Here is a 23,682-nt window from a genome sequence, read left to right on the forward strand (position 1 = left end):
GTGTAATTTATCACCAGTATCACACTTAGCCGGAGAAATAAAAAGCCGCAGCGTTGCTCCTCATATTAATTAATCATTATTTAACACCTTGTTAAAATAAACTTTTTTGATCTACTGACCATCCGGTAAACGGTATTTGTTTATCCGCGCCAGGGAAAATATTGTGCCGGGAGCAAAGCTTTTTTTCCGAAGGAACATCCCATGGCAAATAGTGATAACAAAACACCCTTATCGGTACATGATTTACGCTCCGCGCTGGATCTGCTGAAAACGCTTCCCGGCGAGTATGTTGAAACCAATACCGAAGTCGACCCGCACGCCGAACTCTCCGGCGTCTATCGTTACGTAGGCGCCGGCGGGACCTGCCAGCGTCCGACCCGCAAGAATGGCCCGGTCATGGTCTTCAATAAAATCAAAGGTTTTGAAAATATCAGCGTGGCGATTGGCCTGAATGGCTCCCGCCAGCGCGTCAGCCATTTTCTCCAGTGTGAACCGGCTAAACTGGGGCATCTGCTGAAGGATTCAGTAGAAAACGCAATAGCCCCGGTGATGACCCAGGGCGCAGCGGTATGCCAGCAAGTGGTCCATCTGGCAAGCGATGCCGATTTCGATCTGCGCAAGCTGCTGCCGGCGCCGACGAATACCGAAGAAGACGCCGGCCCCTATATTACGATGGGCCTGTGCTACGCCTCCGATCCAGAAACGCATGAGTCCGATATCACCATTCATCGCCTGTGCGTCCAGAGCCGCGACGAACTCTCCATGTGGCTAACGCCCGGCCGCCATATCGATGCTTTTCGCATGAAAGCGGAAGCGGCAGGCCAGCCGCTGCCGATTTCAATCAGCATCGGCGTCGATCCGGCCATTGAAATTGCCGCCTGTTTCGAGCCGCCGACCACCCCGCTGGGCTTCAACGAGTTAAGCATCGCCGGCGCGCTGCGCGGCAAAGCGGTGGAGATGACGCAGTGTAAAACCATTAACGAGAAAGCGATCGCCCACGCTGAGATCGTGATTGAAGGCGAACTGCTGCCCAACGCGCGCGTACGAGAAGATCAGAACACCCATACCGGCCGCGCGATGCCTGAGTTTCCGGGCTATACCGGCGAAGCTAAAGAGGCGATCCCGGTCATCAAAGTGAAAGCCGTCACTCACCGTATCAATCCTATCTGGCGCACCACCGTAGGACCAGGCGAAGAACACGTCAATATGGCCGGTATCCCGACCGAAGCCAGCATTCTGGATATGGTCGAACGCGCGATGCCTGGCAAGCTGCTGAACGTCTTTGCCCATTCGGCTGGCGGCGGCAAGCTGCTGGCGGTGCTGCAGTTCAAAAAATCCTCCCCGGCGGACGAAGGGCGCCAGCGTCAGGCTGCTCTGCTGGCGTTCTCAGCCTTCCCGGAACTGAAGCACGTCATTCTGGTCGATGAAGACGTCGATATTTTCGACAGCGACGACGTGCTTTGGGCCATGCAAACCCGCTACCAGGGCGATGTCGATACAATCACTATTCCCGGCGTTCGCTGCCATCCGCTCGATCCGTCGCAGGTACCGGAATACAGCCCGAGCATCCTGCAGCAGGGAATGTCCTGCAAAACGATATTCGACTGCACGGTGCCGTTCCATCTGAAGCACAACTTCCAGCGCTCCAGATTTAAAGAAGTGGACGTGAAGCGCTTCCTGCCGGATTTCGAATAAAAGGAGAACCTCATGACGGCACGCATCATCATTGGTATCAGCGGCGCATCCGGGTTTCAGTACGGCGTTAAGGCGCTGGAGCTACTGCGCCCGCATCCCGTTGAAGTCCACCTGGTCGTCTCTAAAGGCGCGGAAAAAACCTGCGAGCTGGAGACGGATTACCGCCTGGACGAGGTGATGGCGCTGGCCGACGTGGTGCATCCCATCGCCAATCTTGGCGCAGCTATCTCCAGCGGTTCATTTAAAACGCTGGGGATGCTGGTCGCGCCGTGTTCAATGCGTTCTTTAGGCGCCATCGCCCACTGCCTGACCGACAACCTGCTCACCCGCGCGGCAGACGTGGTGCTGAAAGAACGTCGCCGCCTGGTGCTGCTGGCCCGGGAAACGCCGCTGAACCTCGGCCACATCCGCAATATGGCCGCCGTAACCGAAATGGGCGGAATTATCTTTCCGCCGGTCCCGGCGCTTTACCAGCGTCCGCAAACGGCGGACGACATCGTTACCCATAGCGTCAATCGCGCGCTCGATCTGTTTGACCTGCAGGTCAACAACATCCCCCGCTGGGGTGAAGGCGAGCTATGTTTTAATTAACCGGAAATTATTCAATGTTAATCGGCCCATATGTAAACGGAGCCGCCGTGATTATCGGCGGACTCATCGGCGCTGCGGCGGGCGGCAAGCTCCCCGAGCGCGTCAAAACGGCGCTGCCGATGACCTTCGGCCTGTGCTCCGTTGGTCTTGGTATTACGCTGGTGCTCAAAGTGAAATATATGCCCGCCGTCGTGCTGGCAATGGTGATTGGCGCCATCCTCGGCGAATTGCTGCATCTGGAAAAGGGCATCGGTAAAGCCGCAGGTTCCACCCGCGGTTTGATCAACAAAGTGCTGCCGCCGGTCAATGGCCTCGGCCATGAAGAGTTTACTGAGAAATTTGTCGCCATCCTGGTTCTGTTTTGCGCCAGCGGCACCGGTATTTTCGGCGCGATGACCGAAGGCATGAGCGGCGATCCGTCAATTCTGTATATCAAAACGATTCTCGATCTATTTACCGCCGGGATTTTCGCGACGCTGCTGGGCTACGCGGTGATGACCATTGCTATCCCGCAGGTCATTATTCAGGTGGCGCTGGCGATGCTGGCGGTGGTTATTCTGCCGTCGATCTCGCCTGATATGATGGCGGATTTCTCCTGCGCCGGCGGGCTGCTGATGGTGGCTACCGGGTTGCGTATCTGTAACATTAAGCTCTTTCCGGTAGCCAACATGTTGCCAGGGCTTGTTTTGGTAATGCCTTTGTCCCATTTATGGGCTACCCTAGTGGCCTGAGTACATGACCCGGCGGGTTTGTGCCGGGTCATTTTCTATTTCAGGAGTTGTCATGGCCGGGGAACATGTCATTTTGCTGGACGAGCAAGATAAGCCTACAGGTATGCTGGAGAAGTATGCCGCCCACACCTTCAATACCCCTCTGCATCTCGCGTTTTCCAGCTGGCTGTTCAATGAACAAGGCCAACTGCTGGTCACGCGCCGCTCGCTGGGCAAAAAAGCCTGGCCAGGCGTATGGACGAACTCAGTCTGCGGGCATCCGCAAACCGGCGAAACCTTTGAACAGGCCGTTGAGCGCCGCTGCCGCTTTGAGCTCGGCGTCGAGATAACCCGCATCGTCCCGGTCTTTCCGGGGTTCCGTTACCGGGCCGTCGCGCCGAATGGCATTGTCGAAAACGAGGTCTGTCCGGTCTATGCGGCACGAGTAGCCAGCGCGTTACGGATAAATCCTGACGAAGTGATGGATTTTCAGTGGAGCCATCTTGAGGATGTTTTAAGCGCAATTCGCGCGACGCCCTGGGCTTTTAGCCCGTGGATGGTCATGCAGGCTGCGGATGATAATGCGCGTAATGCCTTAATAAGCTTTAGCCGCCAGGCATAAAAAACCCCAGCAGCGCTGGGGTTTCGTTTATTACAGTCGACCCGCCATACTTCAGGTTGCATGTGCGTTGGCTTTCATGCAACTCGAATGATTCAGGGTTCAGAACTTATTTTACCGGACGCATCGCCGGGAACAGGATCACGTCGCGGATAGTATGGCTGTTGGTAAACAGCATCACCATACGGTCGATACCGATACCGAGGCCCGCGGTCGGCGGCAGGCCGTGCTCCAGCGCGGTGACGTAGTCTTCGTCATAGAACATGGCTTCGTCGTCACCGGCAGCTTTCGCGTTAACCTGATCGAGGAAACGCTGCGCCTGGTCTTCCGCATCGTTCAGCTCGCTAAAGCCGTTACCGATTTCACGCCCGCCGATGAAGAATTCAAAACGATCGGTGATTTCCGGGTTCTCGTCGTTACGACGCGCCAGCGGAGAGACTTCTGCCGGATATTCGGTGATGAAGGTTGGCTGAATCAGATGCGCTTCCGCTACTTCTTCGAAGATCTCGGTCACGATGCGGCCCAGACCCCAGCTCTTCTCAACGTGAATGCCGATGCTTTCCGCAATGGCTTTTGCAGAATCGAAGTTATCCAGATCGGCCATCTCGGTTTCCGGACGGTACTTCTTGATCGCTTCGCGCATCGTCAGTTTTTCAAACGGCTTGCCGAAATCAAAGGTCTGATCGCCGTAAGGCACTTCGGTATGGCCGAGAACGTCCTGCGCCAGGGTGCGGAACAGGGATTCGGTCAGCTCGATCAGGTCTTTATAGTCCGCATAGGCCATATAGAGTTCCATCATGGTGAACTCTGGGTTATGACGAACGGAGATACCTTCGTTACGGAAGTTACGGTTAATTTCGAACACGCGCTCGAAGCCGCCAACCACCAGACGCTTCAGGTACAGTTCCGGCGCGATGCGCAGGTACATATCCAGATCCAGCGCGTTGTGATGGGTGATGAACGGACGGGCGGAAGCGCCACCGGGGATCACCTGCATCATCGGGGTTTCCACTTCCATAAAGCCGCGGCCGACCATGAACTGGCGGATGCCGGCCAGGATCTGCGAACGCACTTTAAAGGTGTTGCGCGATTCATCGTTGGAGATCAGATCCAGGTAGCGCTGACGATAGCGCGCTTCCTGATCCTGCAGGCCGTGGAATTTGTCCGGCAGCGGGCGCAGGGCTTTGGTCAGCAGGCGCAGCTCGGTGCAATGGATGGAGAGTTCACCGGTCTTGGTTTTGAACAGCTTACCGCGCGCCGCGATGATGTCCCCGAGGTCCCATTTTTTGAACTGCTCGTTGTAGACGCCTTCCGCCAGATCGTCGCGGGCGACGTACAGCTGAATGCGGCCGCCAACGTCCTGCAGCGTAACGAAGGAGGCTTTACCCATGATACGGCGGGTCATCATGCGGCCAGCAACGGCGACTTCAACGTTCAGCGCTTCCAGCTCTTCGTTTTCTTTGGCATCGAATTCAGCGTGCAGTTGGTCAGAGGTGTGGTCACGACGGAAATCATTCGGGAACGGGATACCCTGCTCACGCAGCGCAGCCAGCTTCTCACGACGGGCTTTCAGTTCATTATTAAGGTCAATTGCCGCGTCAGCGCCCTGTGCTTGTTGTTCAGACATGTTGGTTCCTCATAACCCTGCTTTCAAACTTGCTTCGATAAATTGATCCAGGCTGCCGTCCAGCACCGCCTGAGTGTTGCGGGTTTCCACCCCGGTACGCAGATCTTTAATGCGGGAGTCATCCAGCACGTAAGAACGGATCTGGCTGCCCCAGCCGATGTCGGATTTGGTATCTTCCATCGCCTGCTTCTCGGCATTTTTCTTCTGCATTTCCAGCTCATAAAGCTTCGCTTTCATCTGCTTCATGGCCTGGTCTTTGTTCTTGTGCTGCGAACGGTCGTTCTGGCACTGGGTCACTAAGCCGGTCGGAATATGGGTGATACGCACCGCGGATTCCGTACGGTTAACGTGCTGACCGCCCGCGCCGGATGCGCGATAAACGTCAATGCGCAGATCCGCTGGGTTGATTTCGATATCAATATCGTCATCCACTTCCGGATAAACGAATGCGGAGCTGAAAGAGGTATGGCGGCGGCCGCCGGAATCGAACGGGCTCTTACGTACCAGACGATGAACGCCGGTTTCGGTACGCAGCCAGCCGTAAGCGTAGTCGCCAATAATCTTGATGGTCACGGACTTAATGCCCGCCACTTCGCCTTCAGACTCTTCGATGATCTCGGTCTTGAAGCCGCGCGCTTCGGCCCAGCGCAGATACATGCGCATCAGCATGCTCGCCCAGTCCTGCGCTTCCGTACCGCCGGAACCGGCCTGGATGTCGAGGTAGCAATCGGCGCTGTCGTATTCGCCGGAGAACATGCGGCGGAACTCAAGCTGCGCCAGCTTCTCTTCCAGCACATCAAGCTCAGCAACGGCTTCGTTAAAGGTCTCTTCGTCGTCGGCTTCAACGGCCAGCTCCAGCAGACCGGAAACATCCTCCAGTCCCTGAGACATCTGATCCAGCGTATCAACGATGGCTTCCAGCGAGGAACGCTCTTTGCCCAGCGCCTGCGCACGTTCTGGTTCGTTCCAGACGTCAGGCTGCTCGAGCTCGGCGTTTACTTCTTCAAGACGCTCTTTCTTAGCATCGTAGTCAAAGATACCCCCTAAGAACGTCCGAGCGCTCCGTGAGGTCCTGAATACGGTTTTTTACCGGATTTATTTCAAACATGGTCGGTTTCTTTTAATGGATTCGTCAAAATGCGGTGATAAGAGCGGAATTCTACCGGATTCGCGCTCTCATTAATATACTGTTCTCAATTTGGCCAGAGGTGGTCAATGATCAGCTGCAGGCTGCGGTTGCCGCGGAACTCATTGATATCCAGCTTATAGGCAAGCTGAACTTCGCGAACGCCGTTATCCGGCCAAATGGAAGTATCCACATTGAACGCAATACCGTCCAGCAGCGGGCCACCGCCGACCGGCTCAACCATCACCTTCAGGTGACGCTCGCCGACCAGACGCTGTTGTAGCAGACGAAAACGGCCATCGAACAGCGGCTCAGGGAACATCTGCCCCCATGGCCCGGCGTCGCGCAGCATTTGTGCGACCTCCATGCTCATCTCTGCCGCCGCCAGCGGGCCGTCGGAGACCACTTCGCCCTGCAGTAGCGCAGGATCGAGCCACTCGGTCACCAGTTCGCCGAAACGCTGCTGAAACTCCTCAAAACGCGCCTCTTCTAACGACAAACCCGCCGCCATGGCATGACCACCGAACTTCAGAATCAGCCCGGGATAGAGGGTATCCAGACGCTCCAGCGCATCGCGCATATGCAGCCCCTGAATCGACCGACCTGAGCCTTTGAGCGTACCGTCGCCGGTGGGCGCAAAGGCGATAACCGGGCGATGGAAGCGCTCTTTAATACGCGAGGCCAGAATGCCGACGACGCCCTGATGCCACTGCGGGTGGTACATCGCCAGGCCGCCGGGCAGCGTCTCGCTGCTGCGTTCCAGCTTTTCACACAGGGTCAGCGCTTCCGCCTGCATCCCCTGTTCTATCTCTTTACGCGTCTGGTTTAACGCGTCCAGCTCATTGGCCAGCACCCGCGCTTCGCCGGTGTTGTCGCACAGCAGCAGCGCCACGCCGACGGACATGTCGTCCAGCCGCCCTGCCGCATTAAGGCGCGGGCCAAGCGCGAAGCCGAGATCGCTTGCCGCCAGCTTTTGCGGATCGCGGTTGGCGATTTCCAGCAGCGCCTTGATGCCCGGACGGCATTTACCTGCCCGGATGCGGCTCAGCCCCTGCCAGGTCAGAATACGGTTGTTGGCATCCAGCGGAACAACGTCCGCCACGGTGCCAAGCGCCACCAGATCGAGTAAATCCGCCAGATTCGGCGGCGCAATGCCGCGCTCATCAAACCAACCTTTATCACGCAGAAAAGTGCGCAGCGCCAGCATCAGATAAAAGGCCACGCCAACCCCGGCCAGCGATTTTGACGGGAACTCGCAGTCCCGCAGGTTCGGGTTAATAATCGCTTCGGCGGCAGGCAGCGTATCCCCCGGCAGATGGTGATCGGTCACCAGCACCGGAATACCCAGCGCATGGGCGCGCTCGACGCCGGCGTGGGAGGAAATGCCGTTATCCACGGTCATTATCATCTGCGCGCCGCGGGCGTGAGCCTGATCGACCACTTCCGGACTCAGGCCATAGCCATCCTCAAAACGGTTTGGCACCAGGTACGAGACGTTGCCGTAGCCCAGCCCCCGCAGGGCCAGAACGCTAAGCGCAGTGCTGGTAGCGCCGTCGGCGTCAAAATCGCCGACCACCACAATGTGCAGCTCCTGCTTAAATGCGCCGTAGAGCATCTCTACCGCTTTTTCGACGCCGGTCAGCTGCGACCATGGCAGCATACCTTTTACACCGCGTTCCAGCTCCTGCGCGCTACGCACGCCGCGGCTGGCGTACAGCCGCTGCAGCAGCGGAGGGAGATCGGCAGGTAAATCGACGCCGTCAGCCGCCTCGCGGCGGCGTAGTTGTATCTGTTGTTTCACGCGAATCAGTTACCGCTTATCTGTTTTTGATGCTCATCAAGGAGCGCTTTCAGGTCTTTAGGATCGCGATAGCCAGGCATCAGCGTACCGTCGCTCAGCACCATCGCCGGCGTGCCGTTAACGCCAAGCTGCACGCCGAGCGTGTAGTGTTTAGCGATATCAACATCGCAGCTCGCTGGCTGCACGCCTTTGCCGCTCATCGCGTTATCCAGCGCTTTGTTGCGATCTTTGGCGCACCAGATAGCCTTCATATTCTGCTCGGCTTCGCTTTGCAGCCCCTGGCGCGGGAAGGCCAGATAGCGCACGGTAATCCCCAGCGCGTTATAGTCACTCATCTGCTCATGCAGCTTGTGGCAATAACCGCAGGTAATATCGGTGAAGACGGTGATGACATGTTTTTCCTGCGGCGCTTTGTAGACGATCATCTCTTTTTCCAGGGCGTTTAGCTTCCCCCCCAGCAGCGCATTGGTAACGTTTACCGGCTGCGCGCCGCTGACATCGTACATCGGCCCCTGGATAATGTGTTTACCATCATCGGTGACGTACAGCACGCCGCTGTCCGTCAACACGGTGCTGATGCCTTTGACCGGCGAAGGCTGCACGTCCGAGCTCTGCACGCCCAGCTTCGCCAGCAGTTGCTTGATCGCCGCGCTATCGGCATGCGCCGCACCGGATAAGGTGGTCGCCAGCAGAGTGAACATCAGTAAACCTTTTTTCATACTCAGTCCTTTTTTTCAGCACTCACGCACGCGGGTGATGCTGTTGATGGAGTTGTCGCAGACGCTCGGTCGCCACGTGGGTATAGATCTGCGTCGTGGAGAGATCGCTGTGTCCTAACAGCATCTGCACCACGCGTAAGTCGGCGCCGTGATTAAGTAAATGGGTAGCGAACGCATGGCGCAGCACGTGCGGAGAGAGCTTTTCGCTATCAATTCCCGCCAGTACGGCATAGTGCTTAATTCGATGCCAGAACGTCTGGCGCGTCATCTGCTGCGCGCGCTGGCTGGGAAAAAGCACATCGGAAGCCACGCCGTTCAGCAGCCAGGGACGCCCGTACTCCAGGTAATTCTCAACCCACAGTACCGCCTCTTCGCCTAACGGCACCAGACGTTCTTTATTTCCTTTACCGATCACGCGCAGCACGCCCTGACGCAGGCTGATATCGCTCATGGTCAGGCCCACCAGTTCAGAAACGCGCAGACCGGTGGCGTACAGCACTTCCAGCATCGCTTTATCACGCAGTTCCAGCGGTTGTTCAACCAAAGGGGCCTGAAGCAGGCGCTCAACCTGCGCCTCGCTCAGATCCTTCGGCAGCCGCTGCGGCAACTTTGGCGATGCGAGCAGCGCGCTGGGGTCATCGGGGCGAATTTTTTCCCGGTACAGATGCTGGAAGAAGCGACGCACGGCGCTTAGCAGGCGCGCGGTGCTGGTGGCTTTATAACCGCCGGTTTGCCGCTCCGCCAGCAGCGACTGCAGATCTTCGCCGCTGACGCTGGCAAGCGACAGGCCACGATGATGCAGCCATTCCACGACCATCGTCAGATCCCGGCGGTAGGCGCTCAGCGTGTTTTCCGCCAGATTCCGCTCCAGCCACAAGGCATCAAGAAACTGCTCGATTTGTGCGAGATCCTGTTCCACTCCGGCCTCTTTGTATATTAAAACGGCGCCATTATACCCTAAATAATTCGAGTTGCAGGCGGGCGCGGCCTTTCTGGTACACTAAGCGCAAAGTCACAGCAAGAATTGAGACGTTTCCGCGATGAACATAGGTCTTTTTTACGGCTCCAGCACCTGCTACACAGAAATGGCGGCGGAAAAAATCCGCGATATCATCGGCCCTGAACTGGTGACGCTGCATAACCTGAAAGATGATTCCCCTGCCCTGATGACGCAATATGATGTGCTGATCCTCGGCATTCCAACCTGGGATTTTGGCGAGATCCAGGAGGACTGGGAGGCGGTCTGGCAGCAGCTTGATACGCTGGATCTGCAGGGTAAAATCGTCGCGCTCTATGGCATGGGCGACCAGCTAGGCTACGGCGAATGGTTCCTTGACGCGCTCGGCATGCTGCACGATAAGCTGGCAACAAAAGGGGTTAAGTTCATCGGCTACTGGCCAACCGAAGGCTATGAATTTACCAGCCCGAAACCGGTCATCGCCGACGGCCAGCTGTTCGTTGGTCTGGCGCTCGATGAAACCAACCAGTATGACCTGAGCGATGAGCGTATTCAGAACTGGTGCGAGCAAATCCTCGGCGAAATGGCTGAGCAGTTCGCCTGAGTCCAGGCTTAATCTTGCGTCGGTTTCTGTAACACCAGCCGACGCAGATCGCGCCACTCGCCCGCGTCCATGCTATCCGCCGCCACCCATAGATGCTGAGTGCGTTGGTTTTCCGTATTTCGCAGGCGCAGCAGCATTCCGCTATTGATTACCCACGGGGTGCCGACGATATCCCACTCCGCTTTTTGCCAGCGCAGGCGAGAGTCAATCAGCAGCTTTATTTCCCCCTGTCTGGCATGGATCCGCCGCTGGCTGCGCACGCAGTCGAACACCACCAGCGACAGCAGTATCAGCCACAGCGGGGTATAGCTCAGCGGCCAGGGCAACACCAGCACCAGCGCCGCCACCACGCCGTGCATCAACAGTGAGAACCATTGCGCTCGCCACGAGATGCGTAAATCAGATTGCCACAGGACCACGTTCCCGATTCCGTGTCTGAATTAATTTTACCATCCGCTGCAGTTCTGCATCAGCCGGTTCGCCATGGTTCATCAACCAGTTGAACAGGTCCGGATCGTCATTTTCCAGCAGGCGGATGAACAACCGCTTATCGTCATCACTGAGCGTATCGTACTCATGCTCAAAAAACGGCATGATGGAGATATCGAGTTCACGCATTCCCCGGCGGCATGCCCAGTGGATGCGAGCTTTATTGTTAATATCCATGTTTTACTTCCTGCTTATAAATATTGCTTAGTTTAACTCGTTTTTGCCGCTGACTTCACTGGAATATCAAGATTCACGAGCGCTATTCCATGAAATCTCTAAAATAATCAGGTTATTGATAATTTCGTTCGCGTTAGCGCCCAGTTTTGAGGGCACGAATGGCCTGGCAAAAGCGCTTGCATTGCACCATAGCTCTTTTACCATTAGTCACACACTCTGCGTTAAGCTATTCAGGATATGACTATGGCTTTTACACCTTTTCCTCCGCGTCAGCCCTCCTCTTCCGCTCGTCTGCCGTTAACGCTGATGACGCTGGATGACTGGGCGCTGGCGACGATTACCGGGCCGGATGGCGAGAAATATCTGCAGGGGCAGATCACCGCTGACGTCAGCCACCTGACCGACGAGCAGCATCTGCTTGCCGCGCATTGTGACGCCAAGGGCAAGATGTGGAGCAATCTGCGCGTTTTCCGTCGCAACGAGGGTTTTGCGTGGATTGAGCGCCGCAGCCTGCGCGATGCGCAGCTGACTGAACTGAAAAAGTATGCGGTGTTCTCTAAAGTGACCATCGCCGCCGACGATGAATCCGTGCTGCTGGGCGTTGCCGGGTTCCAGGCACGCGCTGCGCTGACGCCGCTGTTTAACGAGCTGCCAAATGCCGATAAACAGGTTGTCAGCGAAGGTGCCACCAGCGTGCTGTGGTTTGAGCATCCCGCCGAGCGCTTCCTGCTGGTGACCGATGTGACAACCGCCACCCGCATCACCGACGCGCTGCGCGGCGAAGCACAGCTAAACAATAGCCAGCAGTGGCTGGCGCTGAATATTGAAGCTGGCCTGCCGGTCATCGACAGCGCCAACAGCGCGCAGTTTATTCCGCAAGCCACCAACCTGCAGGCGCTGGGCGGCATCAGCTTCAAAAAAGGCTGCTATACCGGTCAGGAGATGGTTGCCCGCGCTAAATTCCGCGGTGCCAACAAGCGCGCCCTATGGTATCTGGCCGGGACCGCCAGCCGCGTGCCTGAAGCCGGGGAAGACCTGGAAATGAAGATGGGTGACAACTGGCGTCGTACCGGTACCGTTTTAGCGGCCGTGCAGCTGGATGATGGTCGCCTGCTGGTGCAGGTAGTGATGAATAACGATATGGAGCCGGGCAGCGTATTCCGCGTGCGCGACGATGCCGGCAGCCTGAGCATTGAGCCGCTGCCGTATTCGCTGGAAGAGAGTTAAAGCGATATTCCCCGCCGCCTTCTTCCTGGAGGCGGCGCTAACGCGCCTGTCCCGGCTACCAGCCCTCTGATGACGGTGAATCTGTAGCCCCGCTAAGCGTAGCGCGAGCCGGGAAGATTTCTCAAAATTTAAGCCTGCCCGACGTACAAATAAATCGCCAGGAAGTGGCACACGCTGCCGCCCAGCACAAAGCCGTGCCAGATAGCGTGGTTGTACGGAATACGCTTACAGACGTAGAAAATAACCCCCAGCGAATAGACGACCCCGCCCGCCGCAAGCAGCGTCACGCCTCCAATCGCCAGCTTAATCGCCAGCTGATAAACGACGATCAGCGACAGCCAGCCCATAGTCAGATAGGTCACTAAAGAGAGGATCTTAAAACGATGCGCAATCGTCAGCTTAAACAGGATCCCCAGCAGCGCCAGGCTCCAGATGACGATCATCAGCCCGCGCGAGAGCGGCGAATTTAGCCCCACCAGCAGAAACGGCGTGTAGGTTCCGGCAATCAGCAGGTAGATGGCGCAGTGGTCGAATTTTTTCAGCCACAGCTTAGCCCGCTGATGCGGAATCGCGTGATAGAGGGTCGAGGCGAGGAACAGCAAAATCATGCTGCCGCCGTACAGACTGTAGCTGGTGATAGCCGTTGCGCCGGCGTTGCTATCTACCGCCTGCACCAACAACAGCACCAGACCAACGATACCGAACACCAGCCCGATCCCGTGACTGATGCTGTTGGCAACTTCCTCTGCCAGAGAATATCCCTGTGTGATTAACGATTTGCGAACCATATTTGACTCCGAAAACCCGTACGCTTTCAATGCACACTTAGGTTAACTGAGAATGATTCCAGTGAACACCTGTTCGCTAAAATAAAAAGGTGAATGTTTATGAACAGTATAAAATCAAAAGCTTACATAATAATTTCAACTAACAGACGTTCACTATTTTATTAAAGCTTTTCGAATTCAATAACATAAAACTGCTTTTCTTCAGGATAGATCTCCGCAATCACCTCACGCAGCTGCGCCAGCGTCATGTTTTCCTGCTGCGCATGCAGTTCGGTCAGCGTATCCAGCGTTACCGTTGAGGTGGCCACCACGCGAATAGTGCAAAAATAGCCGTCATCTTCATAGCGGCCAACGCGCAGCACATCGCCCATTTTAAAGTGCGATTCAGCAGCATCGCGGATGGTAATCGTTTTGCGTCCGGCGAGAATGTCGTCCTGAAAACGCTGAAAAAAGGTTATGTCATTTGGCTGCATGATATCATTCCGTCCTGGTCATTATGAATTGTGAGTTTGCCACTGTGAGTATCTTCTCCCACGCCGCTATCGCCAGTCTCAATAATCTTGAGATGATGGTCTATCACTACGTCATTAAAAATCGCGACAAAGTGATGTACATGACCATCCGCGAGCTGGCGGAAGCGGCCGGAGTCTCCACGACTACCGTTCTGCGCTTCTGCCGCAAGCTGCAGTGCGAAGGCTACTCGGAGTTTCGCGTACGCTTTAAATTATATCTGGAGCAGAATGAGCCTCAACAGGCAAATATCGGCGCCAGCGAAATAATGAGCTTTTTTAAAAGCATCAATAACGATGAATTTGACCAACTGCTCGAGCAGGCGGTTGATATTATACTCGCTTCGGAAAGAATTATTTTCGTCGGCGCCGGCACCTCCGGCGCGCTGGCAAAATATGGCGCACGTTTCTTTTCTAACGTCGGAAAATTCAGCAATCATATCGACGATCCTTATTTTCCGGTGACCAATGATATGGCGCGTAATGCTCTGGCTATTGTGCTGTCGGTCTCCGGTGAAACCGAAGAAATCCTGCGCTTTGCCAGCCAGTTCAGCCTGCATCGCTGTAAAGTGATGTCCATCACCAGCCACGAGCACTCGCGGCTGGCAAAGCTCGCCGACTTCAATCTCTCCTGGCACGTTCCGCAAACGCGCATCGGCGGCGTCTACGATATTACCACGCAGATCCCGGTTATTTATATTCTGGAAACGCTGGGCCGTAAATTAGCGCGCAAACTCGTCTGAAAATAACAGGGTGTTTTTCCGATGTAACAAATTCCATTTCAGGCAAATTGTTATATCGTGACATTTATATTCCCTTTGTTAGACTCGCAGCCAACAGCCATTATGACGAGATGAGCAAAGATGAAAAAAATCCCTTTACCAAAAGACTTTTTATGGGGCGGTGCGGTCGCCGCACATCAGGTTGAAGGCGGCTGGAATAAAGACGGCAAAGGCCCGAGCATCTGCGACGTGCTAACCGGCGGCGCGCACGGCGTACCGCGTGAGATAACCCAGCAGGTCGAGCCGGGTAAATACTACCCCAACCACGAAGCCATCGACTTCCACGGCCGCTATAAAGAAGACATCAAGCTGTTCGCCGAGATGGGCTTCAAGTGCTTCCGTACTTCCATCGCCTGGACGCGCATCTTTCCGCAAGGCGACGAAACCCAGCCAAATGAAGAAGGGTTAAAATTTTACGATGACATGTTCGATGAACTGCTGAAGTACAACATCGAGCCGGTTATCACCCTCTCCCACTTTGAGATGCCGCTGCATCTTGTTCAGCAGTACGGCGGCTGGACCAACCGCAAAGTGGTCGATTTCTTTGTGCGTTTTGCCGAAACGGTCTTCGAGCGCTATAAGCACAAAGTGAAATACTGGATGACCTTCAACGAGATCAACAACCAGCGTAACTGGCGCGCGCCGCTGTTTGGCTACTGCTGCTCCGGCGTAGTCTATACCGAACATGAAAACCCGGAAGAGACCATGTACCAGGTGCTGCATCATCAATTCGTCGCCAGCGCGCTGGCGGTGAAAGCGGCGCGTCAAATCAACCCGGAAATGCAGGTTGGCTGCATGCTGGCGATGGTTCCTCTCTATCCGTACTCCTGTAAGCCGGAAGATGTGATGTTTGCGCAGGAATCGATGCGTGAACGCTACGTCTTTACCGACGTACAGCTGCGCGGCTACTACCCGAGCTACGTCCTGAACGAGTGGGAACGCCGCGGTTTCAATATCAAAATGGATGAAGGCGATGCGCAAATCCTGCGTGAAGGCACCTGTGCGTATCTCGGTTTCAGCTACTACATGACCAACGCGGTGAGAGCGGAAGGCGGCACCGGCGACGCAATTTCCGGCTTTGAAGGCAGCGTGCCCAATCCGCATGTCAAAGCCTCCGACTGGGGATGGCAAATTGACCCGGTTGGCCTGCGCTATGCGCTGTGCGAACTGTATGAACGCTATCAGAAACCGCTGTTCATCGTCGAAAACGGCTTTGGCGCGTACGATAAAGTAGAAGAAGACGGCAGCATCAACGACGACTACCGCATCGACTATCTTCGCGCTCACGTTGAAGAGATGATCAAAGCGGTGACCTACGATGGCGTTGAACTCATGGGCTACACCCCGTGGGGCTGCATCGACTGCGTCTCCTTCACAACCGGTCAGTACAGCAAGCGCTACGGCTTCATCTACGTCAACAAGCATGACGACGGCACCGGGGATATGTCCCGCTCGCGCAAAAAGAGCTTTAACTGGTACAAAGAGGTTATCGCCAGCAACGGCGAGAAACTTTAATCATCTTGCCCCTCCCCTCGGGAGGGGCAAAACTTCCCACAAAACAGACACTTCTTTACAGCATTAGCGTTGCTTACGCGCCCTCAACCGATAAGATAAACCGCAACAATCGTTGAGCTGCTGACGTTTACTCAGTGAATCAACGCCGCACGCTGCCGGCCGTTACGGCGCATTACAATGTAGAAAAATGATGCTTAAAGTCTTCAGACAGCTCCTGACATGGATCCTGATTGTTGCCGCCGTCAGTCTGACGGTGGATTATCTACGCAGGCCCGCACTGCCGCAGAATTTCTCCAGCATGCCGCTGCAAACGCTTGATGGCCGAACGGTCGATCTGGCGGCAATGAGCCAGGAGCGTCCCTTATTGCTATACGTCTGGGCAACCTGGTGCAGCGTATGCCGCTATACCACCCCGTCGGTGGCTGCTTTAGCCGACGATGGCGGTAATGTTATGACGGTAGCGTTACGTTCGGGCGATAACGCCACCCTGGCGCGCTGGCTGGCGCATAAAAAAATAGCGCTGCCGACGATCAATGACGCCAGCGGTCAGCTATCCCAAGGGTGGGAGGTACAGGTCACGCCGACCCTTATCGTTATCTCGCGCGGTGAGGTGAAGTCAGTCACCACCGGCTGGACCAGCAACTGGGGAATGCGCCTGCGGCTATGGCTGGCGTCATAGCGTATTTCCCTGCTCGCGCTGCGCTTAGCAGGGCTACCCGTTCGCTGCGATATACCGATTTTGTTCCCTGGGCAAGGCGTTAGCCGCGCCCCGGGAAATGGATTGCCTGCTATCTCCCGCCCGCCAGCTCGAGGAAGCTGCCGGTAACGTAGGAGGCCTTATCACTCAGTAGCCAGACGATCGCCTGCGCCACCTCTTCCGGCTGCCCGCCGCGCTGCATGGGCAGCATCGACTTGACGCGATCCACGCGTCCCGGCTCGCCGCCGCTGGCGTGCATATCGGTATAGATTAATCCGGGGCGCACGCCGTTAACCCGAATGCCCTGCGCCGCGACCTCCAGCGACAATCCGGTGGTCAGGGAATCAACCGCGCCTTTTGAAGCGGCATAATCCACGTACTCTCCCGGCGCCCCGAGGCGCGATGCTGCGGATGAAACATTCACAATCGCCCCACCTTTACCGCCATGCTTGTGCGACATCCGCTTTACCGCCTCCCGGCAGCAAAGGAAGTAGCCGGTAACATTGGTGGCCAGCACCCGGTTAATTCGCTCGGCGCAAAGGCTTTCAATCGTCCCCTGGGTAAATAAAATCCCGGCGTTATTGACCAGCGCGGAAAGCGGTTCACCGAGGCGGTCGATAGCGGCGAACATCTCCATCACCTGTGCTTCATCGCTGACGTCCGCCCGGAGCGCAACGGCGTTGCCGCCGCAGGCGCGAATCTCATTCACCACGTCGGTCGCGGCAGCGCTATTCTGATGGTAATTCACTACCACGGTATAGCCTTCCTGCGCCAGCAGCAGCGCCGTCGCTTTACCTATTCCGCGGCTACCGCCCGTCACCAATGCTATCGTCATACCATTCTCCCAAAAAATAAAGGCGCCGCAGCGCCTTTAAAAAATAGCCTAATCAGCAGATTACTGATATTCACTCATCGGTACGCAGGAGCAGAACAGATTGCGGTCGCCGTAAACATCGTCCAGACGCTTAACGGTCGGCCAGTATTTATTGTTCAGCCCGGCCGGAAACACCGCCAGTTCACGAGCGTACGGATGGTTCCACTCGCTCACCAGTTCACCCTGAGTATGCGGCGCATTCACCAGCGGGTTATCCTCCAGCGGCCACTCGCCGGCTTTCACGCGGTCGATCTCGCCGCGAATCGCCAGCATCGCATCGATAAAGCGGTCCAGCTCCACTTTGCTTTCCGATTCGGTCGGTTCCACCATCAGCGTGCCGGCGACCGGGAAGGACATGGTAGGGGCGTGGAAACCATAATCGATCAGTCGCTTAGCGATATCCAGCTCGCTGATGCCGGTCTCTTCTTTCAGCGGACGAATATCCAGAATACATTCGTGCGCCACGCGACCGTCACGGCCGGTATACAGCACCGGGAACGCGTTTTTCAGACGGGTAGCAATGTAGTTGGCGTTCAGAATCGCCATCTGGCTTGCCTGTTTTAGCCCTTCTGCTCCCATCATCCGGATATACATCCAGCTGATCGGCAGAATGGAGGCGCTGCCGAACGGCGCGGCGGAAACTGCGCCCTGACGGGTCAGCATGCCTTCAATTTGCACCACGCTGTGGCCCGGTACAAACGGCGCCAGGTGCGATTTGACGCCGATAGGTCCCATCCCGGGACCGCCGCCGCCGTGCGGAATGCAGAAGGTTTTATGCAGGTTAAGGTGCGAGACGTCCGCGCCGATAAAGCCTGGAGAGGTAATGCCGACCTGGGCGTTCATGTTCGCGCCGTCAAGGTAAACCTGGCCGCCAAACTGATGCACCACTTCACACACTTCGCGGATGGTCTCTTCGTAGACGCCGTGGGTGGAAGGATAGGTGACCATGATGCAGGAGAGGTTCGCCGCATACTGCTCGGCTTTGGCCCGCAGATCCGCCAGGTCGATATTGCCGTTTTTATCGCAGGCGACCACCACCACCTGCATCCCCGCCATCTGCGCGGAAGCCGGGTTGGTACCGTGTGCGGAGCTTGGGATCAGGCAGATATCGCGATGTCCTTCGTTGCGGCTTTCGTGATAATGACGAATCGCCAGCAGGCCCGCGTATTCACCCTGCGCGCCGGAGTTCGGCTGCATGCATACCGCATCATAGCCGGTCAGCTTAACTAACCAGTCGGAGAGCTGAGCGATCATCTGGTGATAGCCTTCGGCCTGATCGACCGGGCAGAACGGATGCAGTTCGGCAAATTCCGGCCAGGTGATAGGGATCATCTCGGCGGCGGCATTCAGCTTCATCGTGCAGGAGCCCAGCGGGATCATCGCCTGGTTCAGCGCCAGATCCTTACGCTCCAGCGCGTGCATATAGCGCATCATCTCGGTTTCGCTGTGATAGCGGTTGAACACCGGATGAGTGAGGATCGCATCGTCGCGCAGCATGCTGGCCGGGATTGAACGGCTGTCCAGTGCCACGTCTTTATCCAGAGCGTCGATATCCAGGCCACGATCGTCGCCAACGATAGCGTGGAACAGGTTCAGAACGTCTTCACGAGTGGTGGCTTCGTCGAGCGTGATCCCGACGGCGTGATGAATATCGCTACGCAGGTTGATCTGCAGCGCTTCCGCCCGCGCCAGCACAGCCGCTTTATCAGCCACTTCCACGCACAGGGTGTCAAAGTAGTGCGCATGGCGGAGCTTGAGGCCTTTTTTCTGCAGACCTGCGGCCAGAATATCGGTCAGGCGATGAATGCGGCTGGCGATACGCTTCAGGCCGGCCGGGCCGTGGAACACGGCGTACAGGCTGGCAATATTGGCCAGCAGTACCTGGGAGGTACAGATATTGGAGTTCGCTTTCTCGCGGCGGATATGCTGCTCGCGGGTCTGCATCGCCATGCGGAGCGCGGTATTGCCCGCCGCATCTTTCGATACGCCGATAATACGGCCCGGCATGGAACGTTTGAATTCATCTTTTGCGGCAAAAAACGCCGCGTGCGGGCCGCCGTAGCCCATAGGTACGCCGAAGCGCTGGGCGGAGCCAAACACAATGTCCGCGCCCTGCTTGCCCGGAGCCGTCAGCAGAACCAGCGCCATAAAATCGGCTGCGACGCTGACAATCACTTTGCGCGCTTTCAGATCAGCAATCAGTTTGCTGTAATCATGAACCTCGCCGGTCGTCCCTACCTGCTGCAGCAGCACGCCGAAGACGTCCTGATGGTCGAGGGCTTTCTCGGCATCATCGACAATCACATCGAAACCGAAAGTTTCTGCGCGGGTACGTACCACGTCCAGCGTCTGCGGATGAACATCGGCGGCAACAAAGAAACGGTTAGCGTTTTTCAGTTTGCTCACGCGTTTGGCCATTGCCATCGCTTCCGCGGCGGCAGTGGCTTCGTCCAGCAGCGAGGCCGAAGCAATATCCAGACCGGTCAGGTCGAGCGTCACCTGCTGAAAGTTCAGCAGTGATTCCAGGCGACCCTGGGAAACCTCCGGCTGATAAGGCGTGTAGGCGGTATACCAGCCCGGGTTCTCCAGCATATTGCGCTGAATAACCGGAGGCAGCTGCACGGCGGTGTAACCCATGCCAATGTATGACTTGAAGCGCTTGTTACGACCGGCAATCGCCTTCAGCTCCGCCAGCGCGGCGAATTCCGTGGTTGCTTCGCCCACCTGCGGCGGCGTCGCCAGCTGAATATCCTGCGGCACAATCTGGCCAATCAGGTCGTTAAGCGAATCGGCGCCAACGGTATTCAGCATCTCCTGCTGCTGTCGGGCGTCCGGGCCGATGTGACGTTCAATAAAGGCGTCACGGTTTTCAAGCTGGCCTAAAGTCTGGGTCATGAGCGATGGTTCCTGAACGTGCGGTGAATCGTGATTGTCTGACTGGTTTGCCCGGCGAGCACTGATGCTTACCGGGCCAGAATATGCAAAATCATTCGCGTTGCAGGAAGCCAACGCCACTGCTACGTGAAGGAAGATGCGTATTTATTCGTCTTCTAACAGAGCTTCGTATGCGGTCGCATCCAGCAGCGCGGCAACCTGAGCTTCATCGCTGGCTTTAATTTTAAAAATCCAGCCGCCGGTGTACGGCTCGCTGTTGACCAGCTCAGGCGAGTCGTTCAGCTCTTCATTGACGGCAACGATTTCGCCGCTAATTGGCGCGTAGATATCGGAAGCCGCCTTGACGGATTCGGCCACCGCGCAGTCGGCGCCCGCTTCAACGGCGGCGCCCACTTCAGGCAGGTCAACGAAAACCATATCGCCAAGCAGCTCCTGCGCGTGCTCGGTGATTCCGACGGTATAGGTACCGTCCGCTTCTTTACGCAGCCATTCGTGTTCTTTGCTGTATTTCAGTTCTGCTGGTACGTTGCTCATTAATTCATCTCCAAATGGGAAATCACACCACGGCTTTGCCGTTGCGTACAAAAACGGGTTTCGTCACTTTGACCGGCATTTCGCGGTTGCGAATCTGCACCACGGCGGTTTCACCGATGCCTTCCGGTACGCGCGCCAGGGCAATACTGTAGCCCAGCGTCGGGGAGAAGGTCCCGCTGGTGATAATGCCTTCTTTCTGATTGCCCTCGGCATCGCTGAAGCGTACCGGCAGGCCGCCGCGCAGAACGCCTTTCTCGGTCATCACCAGACCGACCAGCTGTTCGGTGCCTTTTTCACGCTGGAGTTCCAGCGCCTCACGCCCGATAAAGTCACGGTCAGCAGGCTCCCAGGCAATGGTCCAGCCCATGTTAGCCGCCAGCGGAGAGACGCCTTCGTCCATCTCCTGGCCATAAAGATTCATTCCCGCTTCCAGACGCAGCGTATCGCGCGCGCCAAGGCCGCACGGCTTAACGCCCGCGTCCAGCAGGCCGCGCCAGAAATCCACCGCCTGCTCGTTCGGCAGCGCGATTTCATAACCCGCTTCGCCGGTATAGCCGGTGGTGGCAATAAACAGATCGCCCGCCTGCACGCCAAAGAAAGGCTTCATGCCTTCTACAGCCTGGCGCTGCGCGTCGGTAAACAGCGTCGCCGCTTTCTCTTTTGCCTTTGGACCTTGTACAGCGATCAGGGAAAGATCGTCACGCACGGTCATTTCAAGACCATAGGATTCAGACTGCTGAGTGATCCAGGCGAGGTCTTTTTCACGGGTGGCGGAGTTAACAACGAGGCGGAAATAATCTTCAGAAAGGAAATAAACAATCAGGTCGTCAATGACGCCGCCAGAGGCGGTCAGCATGCCGCTATAGAGCGCTTTGCCCGGGACGGTGAGCTTCGCCACGTCGTTAGCCAGCAAATAGCGCAGGAACTCGCGAATTCGGCTGCCGTGAAAATCAACGATGGTCATGTGCGACACATCGAACATTCCGGCATCACCGCGCACCGCATGGTGCTCATCGATCTGGGATCCGTAATGCAGCGGCATCATCCAGCCATGGAAATCCACCATGCGCGCGCCGCATAGCGTGTGTTGTTCAAACAACGGAGTCTGTTGAGCCATCTTTTCCTCATCGAATAAAACGGAACCAGCCACTATTTTTGCCAATATTGCGCCACGAAACGCGCCGCCAGCATCGCAAACGGATGCCGACGCAAACGTTCTCTTTGGCCTGAACTTACCACCGATATCCGCACTAAACCATAAGCCCGGTCAGGACATCACATTAGCTTATGACCAAAATCACCCGAAGAGGCTACAGAATTTTTACCTATAAAAAAGCGATTAAGCCCGCACAAAAACAAACAACAGCGTTAAAAAAGCAGAACATGATGATATTTTCTGCGAAAATATGAGCCTAATTTCTATAACAAAAAAAAGGTGACATTAATAAAACTAATGCGAAAAAAGAGGTGAAATTAGATTATTTCAAATGAGAGGGAAAACCCGGCGCGCAGGCCGGGAGAGAGAAGTGTGACGTACTTAACGTAACCAGGCCGGGAGATCGTTTAGCCCCATTGCTTGTCGAATAAGCTGCGGCTTCACGCCAGGGAGAGTATCCGCCAGCTTGAGTCCAATATCGCGCAGCAGCTTTTTCGCCGGATGGCTGCCGGAGAACATGTCGCGGAAGCCCTGCATCCCTGCGAGCATCACCGCAGCGCTGTGCTTGCGGCTGCGCTCATAGCGACGCAGATAGAGATGCTGGCCGATGTCCTTGCCCTGCGCATGCAGGCGCTTCAGCTCATCAATCAGTTCGGCGGCATCCATAAAGCCAAGATTAACGCCCTGCCCCGCCAGCGGATGAATGGTATGGGCGGCATCGCCAACCAGCGCCAGACGGTGGGCGGCAAACTGCCGCGCGTAGCGGCCGGTGAGCGGAAAAACCTGACGTTCGCTCTCTACGGAACACAAACCCAGACGGTTATCGAAGGCAATATTCAGCGCCTGATTAAAAGCGGCCTCGTCTGCCTGCCGCATTCGTTCCGCCTCTTCAGGAGACAACGACCAGACAATAGAACAGAGATGAGGATCGCTTAACGGCAGGAACGCCAGAATACCATCGCCGTGAAATACCTGACGCGCCACCGCTTCGTGCGGCTCTTCGGTGCGAATAGTGGCAACCAGCGCATGATGTTGATAATCCCAAAAGGTCAGCGGGATATCGGCTTTATTACGCAACCACGAATTGGCGCCATCGGCGCCAACCACCAGCCGGGCGGTTAACATGCTGCCGTCCTGCAGGCTAAGAAAGGCCTCATTCTCGCCCCACGCGACCTGCTGCAGCTGCGCCGGGGCCAGTAGCGTGACGTCAGCACAGCGCTGCGCTTTTTGCCACAGAGCATGATGCACCACGGCGTTTTCAATAATATGCCCAAGGTGGCTAAAGCCCATGCTCTGGTCATCAAAGCTGATACGGCCAAAACTGTCTTTGTCCCACACTTCCATACCGTGGTAGCAGCTGGCGCGCCGGGCGACTATGTCCTCCCAGACGCCCAGTTTGTTCAGCAGCTTCTCGCTGGCGGCATTAATTGCCGACACCCGCAGCGCCGGCGGCGCATCCGCGCTTAACGGCTGCGGCGCGGCCTGCTCCAGCACGGCGACGCGCAGTCCACTGCCCTGCAAACCACAGGCAACCGCCAGCCCCACCATTCCACCGCCAACAATAGCGACATCAACACTTTGCACGTTTC

General features: G+C 56.4%; 23 protein-coding genes. 9 read left to right on the plus strand and 14 right to left on the minus strand.

Annotated elements, in window-relative coordinates; translation table 11 throughout:
- Window positions 1–201 precede the first annotated feature (201 nt).
- From IAE27_RS22635 to idi, 4 genes are read left to right on the plus strand one after another with little or no spacing between them, the layout of a single operon-like run.
- Window positions 202–1,695: a UbiD family decarboxylase gene (locus IAE27_RS22635; protein ID WP_032729067.1), complete on the plus strand. Its 1,494-nt coding sequence runs from the start codon at window positions 202–204 to the stop codon at window positions 1,693–1,695.
- Window positions 1,696–1,707: 12 nt separating this feature from the next.
- Entirely contained in the window at window positions 1,708–2,286 is a 579-nt protein-coding gene (locus IAE27_RS22640; RefSeq protein WP_004105547.1) for a UbiX family flavin prenyltransferase, read from the plus strand.
- A gap of 14 nt (window positions 2,287–2,300) precedes the next feature.
- Window positions 2,301–3,017 (plus strand): DUF554 domain-containing protein, encoded by a 717-nt coding sequence (locus tag IAE27_RS22645; protein WP_004105549.1) that lies wholly within the window; start codon window positions 2,301–2,303, stop codon window positions 3,015–3,017.
- 52 nt (window positions 3,018–3,069) lie between these two features.
- A complete protein-coding gene (gene idi / locus IAE27_RS22650; protein WP_064343804.1) occupies window positions 3,070–3,618 on the plus strand; it encodes an isopentenyl-diphosphate Delta-isomerase in 549 nt (182 codons plus the stop codon).
- Between the two features lie 106 nt (window positions 3,619–3,724).
- On the opposite strand, the gene lysS is transcribed toward idi, so the two are convergent.
- From lysS to xerD, 5 genes are all read right to left on the minus strand, one after another.
- Window positions 3,725–5,242 carry a lysine--tRNA ligase gene (gene lysS / locus IAE27_RS22655; protein ID WP_004105551.1) on the minus strand — a complete coding sequence of 506 codons (1,518 nt, stop codon included), beginning with the start codon at window positions 5,240–5,242 and terminating at the stop codon, window positions 3,725–3,727.
- Window positions 5,243–5,251: 9 nt separating this feature from the next.
- A protein-coding gene (prfB, locus tag IAE27_RS22660; protein ID WP_097365639.1) for a peptide chain release factor 2 occupies window positions 5,252–6,350 on the minus strand; the annotation gives its coding sequence in 2 pieces (ribosomal slippage) (window positions 5,252–6,274 and window positions 6,276–6,350; 1,098 coding nt in all).
- An 85-nt stretch (window positions 6,351–6,435) separates the two neighbouring features.
- Entirely contained in the window at window positions 6,436–8,169 is a 1,734-nt protein-coding gene (gene recJ, locus IAE27_RS22665; protein WP_024274698.1) for a single-stranded-DNA-specific exonuclease RecJ, read from the minus strand.
- Between the two features lie 5 nt (window positions 8,170–8,174).
- Complete coding sequence (gene dsbC / locus IAE27_RS22670; protein ID WP_004105554.1) at window positions 8,175–8,888, minus strand: bifunctional protein-disulfide isomerase/oxidoreductase DsbC; 714 nt, start codon at window positions 8,886–8,888, stop codon at window positions 8,175–8,177.
- Window positions 8,889–8,910: 22 nt separating this feature from the next.
- A complete protein-coding gene (xerD, locus tag IAE27_RS22675; protein WP_004105555.1) occupies window positions 8,911–9,807 on the minus strand; it encodes a site-specific tyrosine recombinase XerD in 897 nt (298 codons plus the stop codon).
- 121 nt (window positions 9,808–9,928) lie between these two features.
- Here xerD and fldB point away from each other — a divergent pair, with 121 nt between their 5' ends.
- Entirely contained in the window at window positions 9,929–10,450 is a 522-nt protein-coding gene (fldB, locus tag IAE27_RS22680; RefSeq protein WP_004105557.1) for a flavodoxin FldB, read from the plus strand.
- Window positions 10,451–10,458: 8 nt separating this feature from the next.
- Here the strand turns inward: fldB and IAE27_RS22685 are convergent, their stop codons facing one another.
- On the minus strand, window positions 10,459–10,869 hold the full coding sequence (locus IAE27_RS22685; protein ID WP_004105559.1) for a protein YgfX: 411 nt from the start codon (window positions 10,867–10,869) through the stop codon (window positions 10,459–10,461).
- Window positions 10,850–11,116 (minus strand): FAD assembly factor SdhE, encoded by a 267-nt coding sequence (gene sdhE / locus IAE27_RS22690; RefSeq protein ID WP_004105561.1) that lies wholly within the window; start codon window positions 11,114–11,116, stop codon window positions 10,850–10,852. The genes IAE27_RS22685 and sdhE overlap by 20 nt, the downstream gene beginning before the upstream one ends.
- Window positions 11,117–11,359: 243 nt before the next feature.
- On the opposite strand from sdhE, the gene ygfZ reads away from it, so the two are divergent.
- Window positions 11,360–12,343 (plus strand): tRNA-modifying protein YgfZ, encoded by a 984-nt coding sequence (gene ygfZ, locus IAE27_RS22695; protein WP_064397252.1) that lies wholly within the window; start codon window positions 11,360–11,362, stop codon window positions 12,341–12,343.
- Window positions 12,344–12,471: 128 nt separating this feature from the next.
- Here ygfZ and trhA read toward each other — a convergent pair whose 3' ends face one another.
- Window positions 12,472–13,131, minus strand: a complete 660-nt coding sequence (trhA, locus tag IAE27_RS22700; protein ID WP_064344096.1) for a PAQR family membrane homeostasis protein TrhA — start codon at window positions 13,129–13,131, stop codon at window positions 12,472–12,474.
- A 161-nt stretch (window positions 13,132–13,292) separates the two neighbouring features.
- Window positions 13,293–13,604 carry a N(4)-acetylcytidine aminohydrolase gene (gene yqfB, locus IAE27_RS22705; RefSeq protein ID WP_004105571.1) on the minus strand — a complete coding sequence of 104 codons (312 nt, stop codon included), beginning with the start codon at window positions 13,602–13,604 and terminating at the stop codon, window positions 13,293–13,295.
- A gap of 50 nt (window positions 13,605–13,654) precedes the next feature.
- Here yqfB and IAE27_RS22710 point away from each other — a divergent pair, with 50 nt between their 5' ends.
- The 3 genes from IAE27_RS22710 to IAE27_RS22720 all read left to right on the plus strand — a co-directional run bounded on the left by IAE27_RS22710 (window position 13,655) and on the right by IAE27_RS22720 (window position 16,616).
- Window positions 13,655–14,383, plus strand: coding sequence for a MurR/RpiR family transcriptional regulator (locus IAE27_RS22710; protein WP_064352017.1), 729 nt, complete (start codon window positions 13,655–13,657; stop codon window positions 14,381–14,383).
- Between the two features lie 120 nt (window positions 14,384–14,503).
- Window positions 14,504–15,937: a 6-phospho-beta-glucosidase gene (locus IAE27_RS22715; protein WP_004105576.1), complete on the plus strand. Its 1,434-nt coding sequence runs from the start codon at window positions 14,504–14,506 to the stop codon at window positions 15,935–15,937.
- A gap of 187 nt (window positions 15,938–16,124) precedes the next feature.
- Window positions 16,125–16,616, plus strand: a complete 492-nt coding sequence (locus IAE27_RS22720) for a protein disulfide oxidoreductase (RefSeq protein WP_004105578.1) — start codon at window positions 16,125–16,127, stop codon at window positions 16,614–16,616.
- Window positions 16,617–16,725: 109 nt separating this feature from the next.
- Here IAE27_RS22720 and IAE27_RS22725 read toward each other — a convergent pair whose 3' ends face one another.
- The 5 genes from IAE27_RS22725 to ubiI all read right to left on the minus strand — a co-directional run bounded on the left by IAE27_RS22725 (window position 16,726) and on the right by ubiI (window position 23,677).
- Window positions 16,726–17,469 carry an SDR family oxidoreductase gene (locus IAE27_RS22725; protein ID WP_004105581.1) on the minus strand — a complete coding sequence of 248 codons (744 nt, stop codon included), beginning with the start codon at window positions 17,467–17,469 and terminating at the stop codon, window positions 16,726–16,728.
- A 60-nt stretch (window positions 17,470–17,529) separates the two neighbouring features.
- On the minus strand, window positions 17,530–20,403 hold the full coding sequence (gcvP, locus tag IAE27_RS22730) for an aminomethyl-transferring glycine dehydrogenase (RefSeq protein WP_023321616.1): 2,874 nt from the start codon (window positions 20,401–20,403) through the stop codon (window positions 17,530–17,532).
- A 144-nt stretch (window positions 20,404–20,547) separates the two neighbouring features.
- Window positions 20,548–20,937, minus strand: coding sequence for a glycine cleavage system protein GcvH (gcvH, locus tag IAE27_RS22735; protein WP_004105585.1), 390 nt, complete (start codon window positions 20,935–20,937; stop codon window positions 20,548–20,550).
- A gap of 22 nt (window positions 20,938–20,959) precedes the next feature.
- Window positions 20,960–22,054, minus strand: a complete 1,095-nt coding sequence (gene gcvT, locus IAE27_RS22740; RefSeq protein ID WP_004105587.1) for a glycine cleavage system aminomethyltransferase GcvT — start codon at window positions 22,052–22,054, stop codon at window positions 20,960–20,962.
- Window positions 22,055–22,474: 420 nt separating this feature from the next.
- Window positions 22,475–23,677 carry an FAD-dependent 2-octaprenylphenol hydroxylase gene (gene ubiI / locus IAE27_RS22745; RefSeq protein ID WP_064372035.1) on the minus strand — a complete coding sequence of 401 codons (1,203 nt, stop codon included), beginning with the start codon at window positions 23,675–23,677 and terminating at the stop codon, window positions 22,475–22,477.
- Window positions 23,678–23,682 lie beyond the last annotated feature (5 nt).

Source organism: Klebsiella sp. S69, assembly GCF_016516145.1.
Lineage (GTDB): Bacteria > Pseudomonadota > Gammaproteobacteria > Enterobacterales > Enterobacteriaceae > Klebsiella > Klebsiella oxytoca.

What these genes read in the sequence shown, in the direction of transcription:
- fldB (WP_004105557.1), top strand. Translation starts at nt 9,929, where the DNA reads ATGAACATAGGTCTTTTTTACGGCTCCAGCACCTGCTACACAGAAATG.
- ygfZ (WP_064397252.1), top strand. Translation starts at nt 11,360, where the DNA reads ATGGCTTTTACACCTTTTCCTCCGCGTCAGCCCTCCTCTTCCGCTCGT.
- gcvP (WP_023321616.1), bottom strand. Translation starts at nt 20,403, where the DNA reads ATGACCCAGACTTTAGGCCAGCTTGAAAACCGTGACGCCTTTATTGAA.
- sdhE (WP_004105561.1), bottom strand. Translation starts at nt 11,116, where the DNA reads ATGGATATTAACAATAAAGCTCGCATCCACTGGGCATGCCGCCGGGGA.
- idi (WP_064343804.1), top strand. Translation starts at nt 3,070, where the DNA reads ATGGCCGGGGAACATGTCATTTTGCTGGACGAGCAAGATAAGCCTACA.
- gcvT (WP_004105587.1), bottom strand. Translation starts at nt 22,054, where the DNA reads ATGGCTCAACAGACTCCGTTGTTTGAACAACACACGCTATGCGGCGCG.
- dsbC (WP_004105554.1), bottom strand. Translation starts at nt 8,888, where the DNA reads ATGAAAAAAGGTTTACTGATGTTCACTCTGCTGGCGACCACCTTATCC.
- gcvH (WP_004105585.1), bottom strand. Translation starts at nt 20,937, where the DNA reads ATGAGCAACGTACCAGCAGAACTGAAATACAGCAAAGAACACGAATGG.
- IAE27_RS22640 (WP_004105547.1), top strand. Translation starts at nt 1,708, where the DNA reads ATGACGGCACGCATCATCATTGGTATCAGCGGCGCATCCGGGTTTCAG.
- IAE27_RS22720 (WP_004105578.1), top strand. Translation starts at nt 16,125, where the DNA reads ATGATGCTTAAAGTCTTCAGACAGCTCCTGACATGGATCCTGATTGTT.
- IAE27_RS22635 (WP_032729067.1), top strand. Translation starts at nt 202, where the DNA reads ATGGCAAATAGTGATAACAAAACACCCTTATCGGTACATGATTTACGC.
- IAE27_RS22645 (WP_004105549.1), top strand. Translation starts at nt 2,301, where the DNA reads ATGTTAATCGGCCCATATGTAAACGGAGCCGCCGTGATTATCGGCGGA.
- trhA (WP_064344096.1), bottom strand. Translation starts at nt 13,131, where the DNA reads ATGGTTCGCAAATCGTTAATCACACAGGGATATTCTCTGGCAGAGGAA.
- lysS (WP_004105551.1), bottom strand. Translation starts at nt 5,242, where the DNA reads ATGTCTGAACAACAAGCACAGGGCGCTGACGCGGCAATTGACCTTAAT.
- IAE27_RS22715 (WP_004105576.1), top strand. Translation starts at nt 14,504, where the DNA reads ATGAAAAAAATCCCTTTACCAAAAGACTTTTTATGGGGCGGTGCGGTC.
- IAE27_RS22725 (WP_004105581.1), bottom strand. Translation starts at nt 17,469, where the DNA reads ATGACGATAGCATTGGTGACGGGCGGTAGCCGCGGAATAGGTAAAGCG.
- yqfB (WP_004105571.1), bottom strand. Translation starts at nt 13,604, where the DNA reads ATGCAGCCAAATGACATAACCTTTTTTCAGCGTTTTCAGGACGACATT.